The organism is Aurantiacibacter rhizosphaerae (assembly GCF_009807005.1).
In the GTDB taxonomy this organism is placed as follows: Bacteria; Pseudomonadota; Alphaproteobacteria; order Sphingomonadales; family Sphingomonadaceae; genus Alteraurantiacibacter; species Alteraurantiacibacter rhizosphaerae.
Genome location: NZ_WUBR01000002.1, coordinates 123,546 through 139,647 on the forward strand (window position 1 = coordinate 123,546; position 16,102 = coordinate 139,647).

14 protein-coding genes are annotated in these 16,102 nt (G+C 62.0%); 11 read left to right on the forward strand and 3 right to left on the reverse strand.

What is annotated here, in order from left to right; all coding sequences use genetic code 11:
- The first annotated feature begins 28 nt into the window (after nucleotides 1-28).
- From GRF63_RS08085 to GRF63_RS08130, 10 genes are read left to right on the forward strand one after another with little or no spacing between them, the layout of a single operon-like run.
- Nucleotides 29-673: an XrtA/PEP-CTERM system exopolysaccharide export protein gene (locus GRF63_RS08085; protein ID WP_160485530.1), complete on the forward strand. Its 645-nt coding sequence runs from the start codon at nucleotides 29-31 to the stop codon at nucleotides 671-673.
- A gap of 15 nt (nucleotides 674-688) precedes the next feature.
- Nucleotides 689-2,206, forward strand: a complete 1,518-nt coding sequence (locus GRF63_RS08090; RefSeq protein ID WP_160485531.1) for an XrtA system polysaccharide chain length determinant — start codon at nucleotides 689-691, stop codon at nucleotides 2,204-2,206.
- 11 nt (nucleotides 2,207-2,217) lie between these two features.
- A complete protein-coding gene (locus GRF63_RS08095; protein ID WP_160485532.1) occupies nucleotides 2,218-3,228 on the forward strand; it encodes a P-loop NTPase family protein in 1,011 nt (336 codons plus the stop codon).
- Nucleotides 3,229-3,234: 6 nt separating this feature from the next.
- Nucleotides 3,235-4,911: a preprotein translocase subunit YajC gene (locus GRF63_RS08100; RefSeq protein ID WP_160485533.1), complete on the forward strand. Its 1,677-nt coding sequence runs from the start codon at nucleotides 3,235-3,237 to the stop codon at nucleotides 4,909-4,911.
- A 25-nt stretch (nucleotides 4,912-4,936) separates the two neighbouring features.
- Complete coding sequence (locus tag GRF63_RS08105; RefSeq protein WP_160485534.1) at nucleotides 4,937-6,091, forward strand: XrtA/PEP-CTERM system-associated ATPase; 1,155 nt, start codon at nucleotides 4,937-4,939, stop codon at nucleotides 6,089-6,091.
- Between the two features lie 50 nt (nucleotides 6,092-6,141).
- Nucleotides 6,142-7,029, forward strand: a complete 888-nt coding sequence (locus GRF63_RS08110) for an XrtA system polysaccharide deacetylase (RefSeq protein WP_160486274.1) — start codon at nucleotides 6,142-6,144, stop codon at nucleotides 7,027-7,029.
- Nucleotides 7,026-8,084, forward strand: a complete 1,059-nt coding sequence (locus tag GRF63_RS08115) for a FemAB family XrtA/PEP-CTERM system-associated protein (protein WP_160485535.1) — start codon at nucleotides 7,026-7,028, stop codon at nucleotides 8,082-8,084. Before GRF63_RS08110 ends, GRF63_RS08115 begins: the two co-directional genes overlap by 4 nt.
- The gene (locus GRF63_RS08120; RefSeq protein WP_160485536.1) at nucleotides 8,081-9,304 is read left to right on the forward strand and encodes a TIGR03087 family PEP-CTERM/XrtA system glycosyltransferase; all 1,224 of its coding nucleotides are present in this window, start codon (nucleotides 8,081-8,083) and stop codon (nucleotides 9,302-9,304) included. Before GRF63_RS08115 ends, GRF63_RS08120 begins: the two co-directional genes overlap by 4 nt.
- On the forward strand, nucleotides 9,294-10,850 hold the full coding sequence (xrtA, locus tag GRF63_RS08125; protein WP_160485537.1) for an exosortase A: 1,557 nt from the start codon (nucleotides 9,294-9,296) through the stop codon (nucleotides 10,848-10,850). The genes GRF63_RS08120 and xrtA overlap by 11 nt, the downstream gene beginning before the upstream one ends.
- Nucleotides 10,851-10,859: 9 nt before the next feature.
- A complete protein-coding gene (locus tag GRF63_RS08130) occupies nucleotides 10,860-12,755 on the forward strand; it encodes an XrtA/PEP-CTERM system amidotransferase (RefSeq protein WP_160485538.1) in 1,896 nt (631 codons plus the stop codon).
- Here GRF63_RS08130 and zapE read toward each other — a convergent pair.
- From zapE to GRF63_RS08145, 3 genes are read right to left on the reverse strand one after another with little or no spacing between them, the layout of a single operon-like run.
- The gene (zapE, locus tag GRF63_RS08135; protein WP_160485539.1) at nucleotides 12,752-13,867 is read right to left on the reverse strand and encodes a cell division protein ZapE; all 1,116 of its coding nucleotides are present in this window, start codon (nucleotides 13,865-13,867) and stop codon (nucleotides 12,752-12,754) included. The genes GRF63_RS08130 and zapE overlap by 4 nt on opposite strands.
- Nucleotides 13,864-14,298, reverse strand: coding sequence for a GFA family protein (locus GRF63_RS08140; RefSeq protein ID WP_237392439.1), 435 nt, complete (start codon nucleotides 14,296-14,298; stop codon nucleotides 13,864-13,866). Before GRF63_RS08140 ends, zapE begins: the two co-directional genes overlap by 4 nt.
- Nucleotides 14,299-14,300: 2 nt before the next feature.
- Nucleotides 14,301-15,083 carry a succinate dehydrogenase iron-sulfur subunit gene (locus tag GRF63_RS08145; protein WP_160485541.1) on the reverse strand — a complete coding sequence of 261 codons (783 nt, stop codon included), beginning with the start codon at nucleotides 15,081-15,083 and terminating at the stop codon, nucleotides 14,301-14,303.
- Nucleotides 15,084-15,337: 254 nt separating this feature from the next.
- Here GRF63_RS08145 and GRF63_RS08150 point away from each other — a divergent pair, with 254 nt between their 5' ends.
- Nucleotides 15,338-16,054: an SDR family NAD(P)-dependent oxidoreductase gene (locus GRF63_RS08150; protein ID WP_160485542.1), complete on the forward strand. Its 717-nt coding sequence runs from the start codon at nucleotides 15,338-15,340 to the stop codon at nucleotides 16,052-16,054.
- The last annotated feature ends 48 nt before the right edge of the window (nucleotides 16,055-16,102 follow it).

A 16,102-nucleotide genomic window follows, 5' to 3' on the forward strand; every position in this document is an offset into this window, starting at 1 on the left:
CCACCAAATATTCGCGAAGGACGCATCTATGCGCACGAAAAAGCCCGTCTGTCTCCTCCTTGCTTCGGCAAGCCTCGCTATTGGCCTTTCCGGCTGTAGCACGGGCGCTGCCGGACCGGAGCTGGAGCCTGCGCGCTTTGTGGCCATGCAGGAGGGGCCGGGCGAGGAATACGTCATCGGCCCGCTCGATCAGCTGACCATCCACGTGTGGCGCAACGATGAACTGGGCGCGGAAGTACAGGTGCGCCCCGATGGCCGCATCACCACGCCGCTGGTGGCGGATATGCCCGCCGTGGGCAAGACGCCCACCATGCTGGCAGAGGACATTCGCCTGCAGCTTTCGCAATATATCGAAGAGCCGCTGGTGACCGTTATCGTCAACGAATTTGCGGGCACTTTCAGCCAGCAGGTGCGCATAGTGGGCGCCACGGCGCAGCCCGCATCGCTGCCCTATCGCGCCAATATGACGCTGCTGGATGCGATGATCTCCGTCGGCGGGCTTTCGGAATATGCGGCAGGCAATCGCGCCAAGCTGATCCGGTTTGACCGGCAGAGCGGACAGCAGCGCGAATTTTCGTTGCGCCTGTCCGATCTGCTGCGCCGCGGCGATAGCGAGGCGAACGTGATGCTGCGCCCCGGCGACGTGATCATCATTCCAGAGAGCATGTTCTAGGGAAGGGATGCAGCTTTGAACCAGCTTCTCGAAGAATTGCGTGCAGGCATGTGGGCGATCTGGAATCGCCGCTGGCTGGCGCTTGGCATTGCCTGGGGCGTCTGCCTGCTGGGTTGGCTGGTGGTTGCGCTGATACCCAACAGCTATGAAAGCGAGACGCGCATTTTCGTGCAGCTTGACGATGTGCTGGCCGAACAGATCGGCATCGGCGCAGGCAGCCGCGCGCGGGATATTGATCGCATCCGTCAGACATTGGTGAGTTCGGTAAACCTGGAAAAGGTAGTCCGCTCCACCCGCCTTGGCGACAGTGTGACATCGCCCACCGAAATGGAACGCGCGATCGAGGGGCTCACCAAAGATATCGAAGTGGTGAGCGAAGGCGAGAACATCTTCGAAATCTCCGCCGTCAGCGGCAGGTCCGACCTGTCCGACGCCGAGAACGCAGAGCTGGCGCAAGTGATCGCGCAGCGCATGATCGATATCTTCCGCGAGGAGAACCTGGGCGGTGCGCGCGGCGAAATGCGCGATTCGATCGAATTTCTGAACCAGCAGCTTGCCCAGCGCGAGGCTGAGCTTGAGGCCGCCGAGGAGCGCCGCCTGGCGTTCGAATCCGCCAATCCAGACCTGATCGGCGGCGCGCAGGCCATTGCCAACCAGCTTACAGCCACGCGCGCGGCATTGCGCTCCGTGGAATCGGATCTTGCCGCATCGCAAGGCGCGCTTGCCGCATTGGAAGGCCAGATCGCCAGCACGCCGCAGACTATCATCACTCCCGGATCGGGCGGCCCGCAGGCATCGCTGGCGCAGGCCCAGGCAAACCTTGCCGCGATGGAAGCGCGCGGTTTGACCGATGAGCATCCCGATATCGTCGCGGCGCGCCGCACCGTTGCGTCCTTGCGCGAGCAGGCGAAATCCGCCGGACCTGCCGGTGGCACCACCAATCCTGCCTACAGCACGCTGCAATCCATGCGGGTGGAGCGCATGTCCAATGTGCAATCCCTGCAATCGCGCGCTGCTGCCTTGCGAGCCGAAATCGCCTCCATCACTGCTAGCCAGATGCGTGAACCCGGCGCCGCGGCGGAAGCCCAGCGCATCAGCCGCGATTACGATGTGCTGCGCGAACAATATGACCAGCTTCTGCAAGATCGCGAAGAACTGCGCCTGCGCGGGCAGGTGGAGAACGAGCGTAGCGCCGTGCAGTTCGAAGTCGTCGATCCGCCCACCACGCCGCGCCTTCCGGCTGCGCCGAACCGCCCGCTATTGCTACTGGGCGTGCTGATCGTAGGCTTGGGGGCGGGCGCGGGCACTGCATTTGCATTGAGCAAGCTTGGCTCCACCTTCGCCACGGCCAGCCAGCTGGAGCGTAGCTTCGGCCTGCCTGTCATCGGCACGATCTCACACACTTTCACAGAGGCTGGCCGCGAGTTGCGAGCCAAGCGCCTCAAGTATTTCGCCGCCGGGGTCAGTGGCCTGGGCGTCTTGTTCGTCGTGCTGATGGGCGTTGAATTCGTCCAGCGCGGCATGGTGGCGTGAAGGACAGCGCGATGACAGAACACCGCAAATTGCCCGATCCTCCCAAGACGCTGCTAGAACGTGCGGAAAGCATGTTCGGCCTTGGTGGATATACGCCTGCTGCTGTTCCCAAGGAACTGAAGAAGCCTGTCAATCGGCGCCCGAAGCGCGCCACGCCCAAGGCGCGCGAAGCGGTAATCCCTGCGCAGGACGCAGCGGCACCGCCAACGCAACCTGTCCCTCAGGCCGCGCCTGCGCCGCTTGCCACGCCGCAGCCGGAACCGGTTTATGAGGATGTGGAGTTCTCCACCACCGTGCATCCCATCGATCGCGATTGCCTGATGCGCCACGGCCTGATTCAGCCGGAGGGGCAGGTGACAGAGCTTCTGGAAGAATTCCGCATCGTGAAACGCCAGGTGCTGCAATCTGTGCGCAAGGCGCGCGAAACAGGCTCCGGCGCACTGGCGCAGCGGGTTCTGGTCTGCTCCCCCCATCCTGATGAGGGCAAAAGCTATTGCGCGGCCAATCTCGCCATCGCCCTGGCGGCTGAAAAGGACAGCGAAGTCCTGCTGGTTGATGCGGATTTTGCCAAGCCATCGCTGCTGAAAATGCTTGGCCTGCCCAAGGGGCCGGGCTTCATGGATATCCTGGCGCGCGAGGACATGAAGGTGGAGGACTGCGTTCTTGCCACCGATATCGCCGGGCTGCACGTTTTGCCCGCGGGTAATCACACGACATCGGATAGCGAGTACCTTGCCAGCCACCGCACGGCAGAGGTGCTGGACCGGCTGACCCGTGCCGCGCCCAATCGCATCGTGATCTTTGACAGCCCACCGGCATTGGCCGCATCGCAAGCGGCGGAACTGGCCGATCACGTGGGCCAGGCCATCGTCGTGGCGCGCGCGGATCGCACCGGGCAAAGCGCGCTGGAAGATGCGCTGACGCTGCTTTCGTCCTGTCCCGATCTCAAATTGCTTCTGAATGCCGCGCATTTCAGCCCCAGCGGTCGCCGCTTTGGTGCCTATTACGGCGAGGACGCCTGATATTTCATGGCCAAGAGCACGATCTTTTCAATCAGTCTTGCACTGGCGCTGGCCTGGGTGCCGCACGCGGCACTGGCGCAGGATACGCCGGGCCCAACTGCCGCCATGCCGGATCAGGCCGAATTGGGTGAGCGCGAACAGCGCACCTCGCGGGTGGACATCGTCCCCTATATCGAGGCGTCACAGGTTATCACCGCGCAGTTGCAGCCGGGCAGCGATGTGCTCACCTACACACAGCTTGCCGCTGGCGTGGATGCCGCCGTTGCAGGCCGCAATTCCAATGCCTCCGCTTCCCTCCGGTATGAGCGCGAGATCGGCTATGGCAATGCTGCCGACAGCGACACGATTTCAGGTATTGCCCGCGCATCCGTGGGCCTTGTGCGCCGTGGCATAACACTGGAAGCGGGCGGACTTGCATCTCGTACGCGGCTTGAAAGCAACGGCTTCTCTTCCATCGGTGCCATCGGTGGAAACAATGATGCCACCAGCCAGATCTATTCAGTCTATGCCGGCCCCACCATCCAGACGCGGTCCGGCCCGCTGGAAATCAGCGGTGCCTATCGCCTTGGCTATACCCGCGTGGAAACATCGGATGTGGCGATTGCCGCGCCGGGTGGCCAGCAGGTCGATATCTTCGATGACAGTGTGACCCATAATGCCAACATCCGCTTCGGCGTGGCACCCTATACCGTCGCGCCCGTGGGGCTGGGGATTGGTGGCGGATGGAACCGGCAGGATATCTCCAACCTCGATCAGCGCATTGATGATCGCTATGTGCGCGCCGACGTCATCTATCCCGTGTCGCCCAATGTCGCCTTGGTTGGCGGCGTGGGGTATGAGGATGTGGAGGTTTCCAGCCGCGATGCCCTGCGCGATGCCAACGGCGCGCCGGTGATCGGCAATGACGGACGTTTGGTGACGGATGAGAGCGAACCGCGCCGCATCGCCTATGAGACAGATGGGCTGATCTGGGACGTGGGCGTCATGTGGCGCCCCAGCATCCGTACCTCGCTGGAGGCGCATGTTGGCCGCCGCTATGGCTCCACCACATATTACGGCTCTCTGTCATATGTGCCGAGCGTGAATTCCAGCGTGAATGTGTCTGTCTATGACAACATCACCGGCTTCGGCGGCCAGTTGACCGATGCCCTTGATATGCTGGGTTCCGATTTCCAGGCAGCGCGCAACCCGATCTCTGGCGATCTTGGCGGCTGCGTGATCGGCGCAGAGGGTAACAATTGCGCACTGGCACAGCTCAATTCGCTGCGGTCCTCCGTATTTCGTAACCGAGGTATAGCCGCAAGCTATTCCGTATCGGGCAGGCGCACGTCTTTTGGCGTGGGCGCTGGCTATGATCGCCGCAGCTTCATCGGCGGGCAGGATACGGTGCTGGCCAGCGTCGATGGTGTGATCGACGAAAGCTATTACATCGCTGCCAACGCTTCCCGCCAACTGGATCGCAAGTCCGGTCTTTCCGCCGGAGCTTATATCAGCTGGTTCAATGGCGGCTCCGGCACCCTTGGCGATGGCATGGGTTATTCCGCATCGCTCGCTTACAACCGCGATATCTGGCGCGGCCTCACCGGCGTTGCCGCCATCGGTATCGACGGTGTCAGCCGCGACAATCTTCCCGACTTTACTGCCGCATCCGCCCTGTTGGGCCTGCGCTACACATTTGACTGATCGGTCCAGCAAGGAGACCAGAGCCATGTTCGATAACTTCTACGGCCTCACCGGCAAGCCATTCCAGCTTACGCCCGATCCGGAATTCTATTTCCGCTCCGTCACGCATCGCAAGGCGCTGTCATACCTCGGCTATGGCCTTGCGCAGGGGGAGGGCTTCATCGTCATCACAGGCGAGGTCGGCTCCGGCAAATCGACGCTGGTGGCGCACATGATGGAAAGCCTGGACGAAAGCCAGGTTACCGTGGCGCAGATCGTCACCAGCAAGCTGGACGGCGAGGAAATCGTCCACGTCGTGGCGCGCAGCTTCGGCCTCGATATCGAAGGGCACGACAAGGCAACCGCGCTGACGGAGATCGAAAGCTTCCTGCACGAGGAAGCCCGCGAAGGCCGCCGCTGCCTGCTGGTGCTGGACGAATCGCAGAACCTCACCGTGTCCGCGCTGGAAGAATTGCGGATGCTCTCGAACTTCCAGCTGGGCAACCATCCCCTGCTGCAAACCCTGCTGCTGGGTCAGCCTGAATTCCGCGTCACCATCCAGAGCGATCCGGGACTGGAGCAGCTTCGTCAGCGCGTGATCGCAGCGCACCATCTGGAGCCGATGCAGAAGGGCGAGATAGAGCCGTACATTTTCCACCGCCTGAAAAAGGTGGGCTGGGACGGCAATCCCACCTTCGATCAGCGCGTGTTCTCCGAACTTTATGAGGCGAGCGGCGGCATTCCGCGCCGGGTGAACCAGATTGCCAATCGCCTGCTGCTGCTGGGCGCAGTGGAAGAGCGTGGCCGGATCGATGCGGCCATGCTGCAAAATGTGCTGGGCGAGATGGAGGCAGAGCGCGCCTTCCCGGAAGCAGCACCATCGCCCATGCCAGAGGCGGAAAAGGTGTTCGAGCCGGTCAAGGCCATGCCCACCACGCCGCGCGTCGACAAGGAGATGCTGGAAGAATACCTGGCAGAACGTGACGCGCAGATCGCCGAATTGCAGCAAGCCATCGTGGAGATGGCAGAGCAGCGCGACAGCGCCATCGCCGATGTCGTGAACCCGGAGGTGGAAACACTGCGCGAACAGATCGCGCGCGTCGAAGCCCGGTGCTTCGAACAGGAACGCACCATCCGCCAGACGCTGACCATGCTGATCGACTGGATCGAGAGCGAAATGGATTCGAGCAAGGCCGCTTGAACGCCTGGCCAAGGAGCTGAAACCCCGTGAACGCGCTCAATTTCGATCATGTGCCGGCAAAGCCTGACGCCATTATCAATGGTTTGTCAGTCGATGTGGAGGACTGGTTTCAGGTCGGCGCGTTCGAAGATGTGATCGAGCGGGATCAGTGGGCATCCCTGGATGACAGGGTGGACCGCAATGTTCGCCAGATACTGGACCTGTTCGATACCGTGCAGGCCAAGGGCACGTTTTTCACGCTGGGCTGGGTGGCGCAGCGCCATGGCCAATTGCTGCACGAAATCGCCAATCGCGGGCATGAAATCGCCAGCCACGGGTGGGATCACCAGCGTGTGTTCCGGCTGGACCCGGCAAGCTTCGCAACGGACATTGCGCGCACCCGCAAGGTGCTTGAGGACGCCAGCGGCACTCACGTAGTGGGCTATCGCGCGCCCAGTTTCTCCATCGATGCGCGAACGCCATGGGCCTTCGATGTGCTGGCGGAAGAGGGCTATACCTACTCGTCCAGCGTCGCGCCGATAGAGCATGATCACTATGGCTGGCCGGAGGCACCGCGCTTCGCATTCAAGCCTGTTTCGGGAAGCAATTTCGTGGAGTTGCCCGTCACCACGGCAATGTTTCGCGGCAAGCGACTGGCGGCGGGCGGCGGCGGATTTTTCCGCGTGCTACCCTATTCTTTCAGCCGATGGGCCATCCGGCAGGTGAATCGTACGGAGGGCCGGCCCGCCGTCTTCTATTTCCATCCGTGGGAAATCGATCCCGGTCAGCCCCGCGTCGCGGGCGCTCCGCTGCGCTCTCGCCTGCGGCACTACACCAATCTTGACCGGATGGCCGTGAAGCTGGAACATCTGGTGCAGGAATTCCAGTGGGGCCGGATGGACGCCATCGCCAAGCGCGAAAATCTGCGTCTCCGCCTGGAAAGAGCGGTGCAGCAATGAACGCGCCTTTCGTCCATACCCGCACAACCTTGCGCCCGGCTAACCTGCGCCAGCCAGACGAACTCGCGCTGCTGGAGGGGTTCGTGGCCGAGCTAGGCGGATCGGTATTTCACCGGCCGGCATGGCTTCTTGCTGTGCAAGAGGGGGCGGGCCAGCGAGCGCTCGGCCTGGTGGCGGAATGCGCGGGCAGGCTAACAGGATGGCTGCCATTGACGGAAGTTCACTCGCCTATCTTCGGCAGGGCGCTGACATCCTCCGGCTTCGCTGTCGAAGGCGGCGTGCTTGCCGAAGATGCCGAGACAGCGCGCAAGCTTTGCGATGCGGTGCAGGAATATGCGCTGCGCCTGTCCTGCCCGACGGTGGAACTGCGCGGGCCGGCGTATGGTGACGATTGGCAAATGCGCGAAGACAGTCATTGCGGTTTCATCGCGCCGCTGGCCGATGATGATGATGAGCAATTGAAGGCCATTCCGCGAAAGCAGCGTGCAGAGGTGCGCAAGGGGCTGCGCAATGATCTGCGCGTGACCATGGGCAATGCTGCGCTGGACAGGGCCGCTCATTACGCCGTCTATGCGGAAAGCGTGCGCAATCTGGGAACGCCAGTCTTTCCCAAAAGCCTGTTTGCCGCAGTTCTCGATAATCTCGATGCCGATATCCTCACCGCGTGGGACGGCGGCAAACCTGTGTCCAGCGTGCTTTCGCTTTATCACGATGGCGCGGTCATGCCGTATTGGGGCGGGGGAACACACGCGGCGCGGCACCTGCGCGCGAATGATCGCATGTATTACGAACTGATGCTGCACGCCCGCAGGCGCGGATGCGATCGGTTTGATTTCGGACGCAGCAAGACAGGCAGCGGTGCATACAACTTCAAGAAGAACTGGGGCTTCGATCCGCAACCGCTGTCCTACGCCAGTTGGACGGCCCCCGGCCATGAAACGCGCGATGCCGATCCCACCAGTGCTCAACACCAATCGCGTATCGCGCTGTGGAAGAAGCTGCCGCTTGCGCTGGCCAACAGGCTTGGTCCGCTGATCGCAAGGGGGCTGGGGTGAGCGGTGAAATTCTCTTCCTTGCCCATCGCCTGCCTTTTCCGCCTGATCGCGGCGACAAGATTCGATCCCACCATATACTGAAGGCTCTGGCGCAGATCGCGCCTGTGCATGTGGGCTGCCTGGCGGAAACCGATGCCGATGTGGCGAACGAGGGTATGCTGTCGGAAGTGGCGACAAGCTGGTGCATGCCGCGCCGCACCAAGAGCCTGCCACTGGCCGGGATAGAATCTCTTCTGCGCCGCGAGCCTGTCAGCCTTTCCGCCTTCCGCTCCTCCGCGCTGAGCCACTGGGTCGGAGAGGTGCTGCGGCAACGCGACATTCGGGCCATCTACGTCTTTTCCGGACAAATGGGGCAGTATGTTCCTGCTAGCTGGAAAGGCCGCCTGGTGGTGGACCTGGTGGATGTCGATTCGGCAAAGTTCGAGGCGTATGGCGTAGCGGGCAAAGGACCGCGGAGCTGGATCGATTGGCGCGAGGGCCGCTTGCTCTCGCGGGTAGAGGCGGACCTTGTATCACGGGCGGACACCACATTGCTGGTGAGCGAAGCGGAGGCTGAATTCCTGCGCAGCCGGACGCCGGGCGGTCATGACATCCGGTCGCTTGGCAACGGAATTGATTGCGCGGCCTTTGATCCGGCTGCCGTGGCCCCTGAACCATCGTTAAAAAGTGATGGCCCGCATTTCGTCTTCACCGGCCAGATGGATTACGCCCCCAACATCGCAGCGGTAACTCGCATGGCACAGCAGATCATGTCGCTAGTGCAACAGACGCTTCCCTCGGCACAGTTCCACATCGTGGGCCGCGCCCCTACGAAAGAGGTGCTGGCGCTACACGGCGCCAACGGCACGCATGTGGTGGGGGAGGTGTCCGATACGCGCCCCTGGCTCGCGGGTGCAGATGCCGTGGTCGCTCCGCTCACCATCGCGCGCGGCGTGCAGAACAAGGTGCTGGAAGCGATGGCGATGGCCCGTCCCGTGGTCGTCTCTCCCGATGCGGCGACGGGGATCGACGCGAGGCCCGACCAGCATTTCATCATTACGCAGGACGATGCCGATTTCGCCGCTGCCCTGCTGCGCCTCTGGCAGCAAAAGGACCAAGCCCGATCGATGGGCGAGGAAGCGCGCCGTTTTGTGCTGAATAATATGAGCTGGCCCGCCACTTTGGCAGACCTTTCCAATATGCTTGGCATAGCACCGCGGACGCAGCGCGATGCCGCTTGAGGCAATATCCCCGCGCCGCGCACTGCTGGCAGAGCGTGTCGAGAGTAGCTGGCGTCAGCCATTACTGCGGCTCGCGCTTGCCTGGTCGGTCCTGTTTGCGCTTTTCGCCTCGGACTGGGCGGAAATGGCGCGGCTGTATTGGGATATTTCCACCTATAATCACATCCTGCTGGTGCCGGTGATCATTGCCTGGCTCGTGTGGCAAAGGGCTCCCCAATTGGCGAAGCTGGCGCCACAAGCATGGTGGCCCGGTGTGGCGCTGGTTGCCGGATCGCTGTTCATCTGGCTGCTGGGCGATATCTCCGGCACAGCGACGCTGAGCCATGTAGGCATCGTAACCGCGATGCAATTTTGCGTGGTCACGCTGCTTGGCCCGCGTGTCGCCTGGGCGCTGCTGTTTCCTCTGGCATTCGGCCTGTTCCTGATCCCGATCGGGGAAGAACTGGTGCCCGCCCTGCAGATGATCACCGCGCACATCACCATCGCGCTGACCCATGCGAGCGGCATTCCGGCGGTGATTGACGGCGTATTCATCGATACGCCTGCAGGGCTGTTCGAAGTGGCGGAGGCCTGTTCCGGCGTCAAATTCCTGATCGCGATGATCGCGCTGGGAACGCTCGTCTCGCATGTCTGCTTTCGCTCTTGGCCAAGACGCGCGGTGTTCATGCTGGCCGCAGTGCTGCTGCCAATCCTCGCCAATGGCGTGCGGGCATGGGGCACGATCTATATCGCGCAGTCGGAGGGCATCAGCTTTGCTGCGGGCTTCGATCACATATTCTATGGCTGGATATTCTTCGCCCTCGTCATGGCGGCGTTGATCGCCATGGGCTGGCGCTTTTTCGATCGGCAGGTGGACGATCCGTTCATCGATACAGGGCGGGTGATCAACGCCGGATGGCCAGACAGGCTGGAACGCTTCAACGGAAATGGCTGGAGCATTACTGCGGCCGTGGCCGGCGTGGCGCTGGTGATGCTGATGTGGTCCACACAGGCGCGCAGCGTGGAGGCGGAGCTGCCCGCTCGCATCGAACTTCCCGAAATCGAGGGCTGGACCAGAAGCGCGGTCAGCCACGGATACCCGTGGGAAGCGCGCGCTGGCGGCGCCGATCACAAGCTGGTGGGGACATATCGCGATAGACAGGGGCGGACGGTGGACGTAATCTACGCCCTGTATGCTGCGCAGGAGGACGGGCGCGAGGCCGGTGCGTTTGGCGAAGGGGCTCTGCCGCCCGATGGCGAATGGCGCTGGCTCGCATCGGCAGACGCTCCACGTGGTGCCACGGGGGACAGGCTTCAGGCGCTGGGTCTGCACCAGCGGGTGGCCTACACCTGGTATCGCCATGGCGATTGGACGGGCAGCAGCCGATTACAGCTGAAGCTGTCAAACATGCAGGACCGGCTAATCGCAGCGCCCCAGCCAACGATCATGCTTATCCTGTCCGCAGAGGACACTGCATCGCAGAATGCCGAGGAAACCATGGGCGCATTCATCAAATCCACGTCCCCGCTGCCTGAATGGATGGACGCTGTGGCCGGGCTGGACTAATCCGCCGTCATGTGCGGGATCGCGGGCCTCTTTCATTGCGGAACAATCAAACCGGTAGACCCCGCGCGGGTTGAACGGATGACGGATGTGCTGGCCCATCGCGGGCCGGATGGTTCGGGCATCTGGACGGCGCCCGGCGTGGGGCTGGGCCATCGCCGCCTCTCCATCATCGATGTCGAGGGTTCGCCGCAGCCGATGCATTCCGCCAGCGAGCGCCTGGTGATTAGTTTCAACGGCGAGATCTACAACTTCCGCGAACTGCGCAAAGAACTGATCGCCCGCGATGTAACCTTCCAGACAGATGGTGACACCGAGGTGATCCTCGCCGCGTATGAGCAGTGGGGTGCCGATTGCGTGAAGCATCTGTACGGCATGTTCGCCTTCGCCATCTACGATCGCAAACGTCGGGAATTATTTCTCGCCCGCGATCGCTTTGGCGTAAAGCCGCTGTTCTACACCCAGCTTTCCGATGGATCGGTAGCCTTCGCCTCGGAGCTTAAAGGCCTGCTGGCGCACCCATTGATGCGCCGCGAGATCGATCCGCGCGCAATCGAGGATTACATGGCGTGGGGCTATGTGCCCGATCACCGCTCCATCCTGCATGGCGTGCACAAGCTTCCCGCCGGTCACACCCTGCTGTTGCAGCATGACAGCGCCGTGGCCACGCCTTGCCAATATTGGGACATCAGCTTTGCCCAGCGGCACAGGGGCAAGGCGAAGGACCTGGAAGCGGAATTGCTGCATCACCTGCAACAGGGCGTTACCAGCAGGATGGTGTCCGATGTGCCGCTGGGCGCGTTCCTTTCGGGCGGGGTGGACAGCTCCAGCGTGGTGGCCTTCATGGCTGAGGCAAGCCGGCAGCCGGTGAAGACCTGCTCCATAGGGTTTGACGTCGCCAGCGCTGATGAAACTAGCCACGCCGAAAAGGTGGCCCGCCTGTTCGCCACCGATCATCAGGCGCGCACGGTAAGTGCGGACCAGTTCGACGCGATTGACGCGATTGCCGGCATGTTCGACGAGCCTTTCGCCGATGCCTCTGCCTTGCCTACGTGGCGGGTGTGCCAACTGGCGAAGGAGAATGTCACCGTCGCGCTGTCCGGGGATGGCGCGGACGAGGCGCTGGCGGGTTATCGCAGGCAGGTGTTCCACGCACATGAAGAGCGGCTGCGCAAGCTGTTGCCAGAGGCCGTGCGAACGAAGGTGCTGGGCCCACTGGGCCGCATGTATCCCAAGGCCGACTGGGCACCGCGCCCCCTGCGGGCGAAGACCACTCTGCTGTCATTGGCCGGATCGGGAGAGAGCGGATACGCCCGCGCCCTGAGCGTGCTGCCGCCGGAAAGCCGCTTTGCCCTCTACTCACCCGAACTGCTTACCAAGCTGGGCGATTACCGGGCGGAGCAACCGCTGCTGGACCTGATGGACACAGCCCCGGCGCGCAGCAGGCTGGACGTGGCGCAATATGCCGATCTGAAATTCTGGCTGCCCGGCGATATCCTCACCAAGGTGGACCGCACCAGCATGGCGACCAGCCTTGAAGCGCGAGAGCCACTGCTGGACCATCGCCTTGTCGAATTCGCCGCTGGCCTGCCCGATGGGCTGCGGGTGAAGGGGCGGCAGGGCAAATGGTTGCTGAAAAAGGCGATGGAGCGATACCTGCCTGACGATATTCTGTACCGTCCCAAGCAAGGCTTCGTCACCCCGATTGCAGAATGGCTGCGCGGTCCGCTGGCGGGCAAGGCGCGCGGCATTGCCAAGAGTGCAATGCTGGCGCGAACGGGCTGGTTCGACAACAATCGCCTGTCCCTGATAGCGGAGGAGCATATCGCAGGACGGGCGGACCATTCGCGCGTGTTGTGGCAACTCATCATGCTAGACCGCTCTTTGGCGCGCCTGGGTATTACCTAATCAGCAACACCGTGGCCGAGCGCCATGTATTCCTCGCTCTGCATTTCCTTCAGGCGGCTGACGGTGCGCTGGAACTCAAATGCGCCGTCACCGGCGGGATACAGGTTTTCCGGCTCTGCGGCGGCCGTGGCGAACAGCTTCACGCGGTTTTCGTACAGCGCATCGATCAGGGTAACGAAGCGGCTTGCCTCGTTCCGCATATCCTTGTCCATCTGGGGAATGCCAACGATGATCACCGTGTGATAAGCCTGGGCGATAGCCAGATAATCGGGTGCGCCGCGCGGCTGCTGGCACAGGCGTTTGAAACTGAAGACGGCAACCCCCTTCAGCGCCTTTGGCACGTGCAACATACGGCCGCCGCCAAGGTCCAGATCGGTGCTGGGGACATGCTCTGCATCTTCTGGCGGATAGTCGGTAAGGCGGAAAAATGCCTCTCGCACCTTGGCCGTTGCCGCATCCCCCAGCGGCGTATGCCAGGTGTCCAGCCCGCCGATCCGCTCCATCCGGTAATCGGTCGGCCCGTCCAGAGCAATCACGTCGAGCTCGCTCTGGATAAGGTCGATGAAAGGGAGGAAATGCTCCCTGTTCAGCCCGTCCTTGTAAAGCTCATCAGGATGGCGGTTGCTGGTGGTGACGATGGCGACGTTCTGCTCACATATGAGGTGGGTGAACAGCCGGCTCATGATCATGGCATCGGCGGAGTTGTTCACCACCATTTCGTCAAAGGCCAGAACCTTCAGATCTTGCGCCAGCGCCCGCGCCACGGGAGGAATGGGATCGCCGCTCTCGCTCTTGCGGGCTTCCCTTAGCGCGGCGTGCACTTCCTGCATGAAGGCGTGGAAATGGACGCGGCGCTTCTCGGCGATGTCCAGCGAGGAATGGAACAGGTCCATCAGCATGGATTTACCGCGGCCGACGCCGCCGACCATGTAGACGCCTTGCGGCCGCGCTTTCTTGCGAGAGAACAGCTGGCCCAGCAGGCCGCCCGACTGTTCCGCCTCCAGCTCTTTCTGCAATTGATCAAGCCGCACTGCCGCGCGGCGTTGATCTTCATCGGGACGCAGTTCTTCGGCAGCGATAAGCTGCTCGTAACGAGAAAGCATCCCGCTCATCGTTCGCGCGGTTGCATGGCCTCGAACTGGGGAAGGGCGGGATCGAAGAAATCCCACTTCGGCGCGTCTTTCACATAGATCACGCTTTCAGGAGAGACGATATTGGGATCATCGAGCGAGCCTGCCTGCAGGATCGCCATTTCGTCTCCCGGCAAATCTCCGGTGGTGAACAGACGCCCGCCGCAATTGCCACAGAAATGGCGCGTTACCTTGCCACCGGTGTCGCCATCATTGGTGTAGGTCTTGGGTTCGCCGCGCAGTTCAAGCTGGGCGCGGCGCAGGCCCACGATGGTGGTGTGGCCCGTGCCGGTTGCCTTCTGGCAATCCTTGCAGCAGCATTGAGAGGTGAACAGTTCCGACCCGGTGACGGTATAGCGGATCGCGCCGCACAGGCAGCCACCTTCAGCCGTTTGTCCCTCTGCAATGCCCATCGTCAAATGTGCTTCTCTGCCTGCATCTTCTTGATTTCCGCAATGGCCTTTGCCGGGGAAAGACCCTTCGGGCAGACATTCGCGCAGTTCATGATCGTGTGGCAGCGATAGAGGCGGAAGGGATCTTCCAGCTCTTCCAGTCGCTCTCCGGTCATTTCATCGCGGCTGTCCGCCAGCCAGCGATAGGCCTGCAACAGAATGGCCGGGCCCAGGAACTTGTCACTGTTCCACCAATAGCTGGGGCAGGCGGTGGAGCAGCACGCGCACAGGATGCATTCGTAAAGGCCATCCAGGTCTTCACGCTGTTCCGGTGTCTGCAAACGTTCCTTACCGGAAGGCGTGGTGGAAACGGTTTGAAGCCAGGGACGGATGGATGCGTATTGCGCGTAAAAGTGGGTGAAATCGGGCACCAAATCCTTCACCACTTCCATATGCGGCAGCGGGGTGATGCGGATATCGCCCTTCACATCCTCGATCGCGGTGGTGCAGGCCAGGCCGTTCTTGCCGTTCATGTTCATCGCGCACGAACCGCAGATGCCTTCACGGCAGGAGCGGCGGAAGGTGAGCGTAGGATCGATCTCGTTCTTGATCTTGAACAGGGCATCCAGAACCATCGGGCCGCATTCGTCCAGATCGACCTCGAACGTATCGTAGCTGGGGTTTTTGCCGCTGTCGGGATCGTAGCGATAGATGCGGAATTTCTTGATCTTGCCGCCGCTGGTCGCCGTGTGGACCTCGCCATCCTTGCGGATCTTGCTGTTCTTGGGGAGAGTGAAGGTGGCCATGAAATAATCGTCCCTAAAGCGTTTGACCGCCTATCTAACCAAACAGCGGGCGAGGGCAAGGCGAAGCTTTGCAAATATGCCCGTATCGTGCCGATTTTCCAACTAACGTGGAACACATGGAACAGTGTCCAGAGCGGAAAAACGTTCTCTCTATATGGGCGGTGCTGAACGCGGTGCAAATACGGGCTTGAGCGGGTGTTTCGTTAGCCATGCGGCGGGCTTATGGCGAAGGGCAATTGTAGGAAAGGAAGCGCATGATCTGGCAACGGGCGGCAATCTTCGGAAGCAGCGGCGGAATCGGCCGTGCGCTGGTTGAAACGCTGGCCCGGCGCGGCATCCCCGTGCTGGCTGGTTCGCGCGCGAGGGAGGGGCCGGACATTGACGGCGTTACCCCCTTTTCTTTCGATCTTGATGACGAGGCCAGTATCGCGAGCGCGGTGGCCGCATGGGGAACGCCCGCGCCCGATCTGGTTATCGTGGCCACAGGCTTGCTGACACTGGCGAACGGCACCGGGCCGGAGCGCACATTAAAGCAGTTGGACAGCGCCGCAATGGCGCGCGTGATGCACCTCAACACCATCGGCCCCGCGTTGATCGCAAAGCATGTGCTGCCGCTCTTCCCCCGAACAGAGCCTGCCAGCTTTGCCGCCATTTCGGCGCGCGTTGGCTCCATCGGGGATAACCGCATCGGGGGCTGGCACAGTTACCGCGCCAGCAAGGCTGCGCTGAACATGCTGATACGCAATTTCGCCATAGAGCTGGGCCGCACGCATAAGCAGGCCATCATCGTGGGCCTTCACCCCGGCACCGTAGACACGCAGCTTTCCGAGCCCTTCCAGAACAATCTGCCGGAAGGGCAACTGACCGCGCCAGAGGACAGCGCCGCAAACCTGCTTTCCGTGCTGGAGGGATTAACGCCTGAAGACAGCGGCGACGTGTTCGATTGGAAGGGTGAGCGCATCGAACCATAGGGCGCCGCTACGTCCTGCAACGCATGCGCCTTGCGCAAAGCCGCGCCC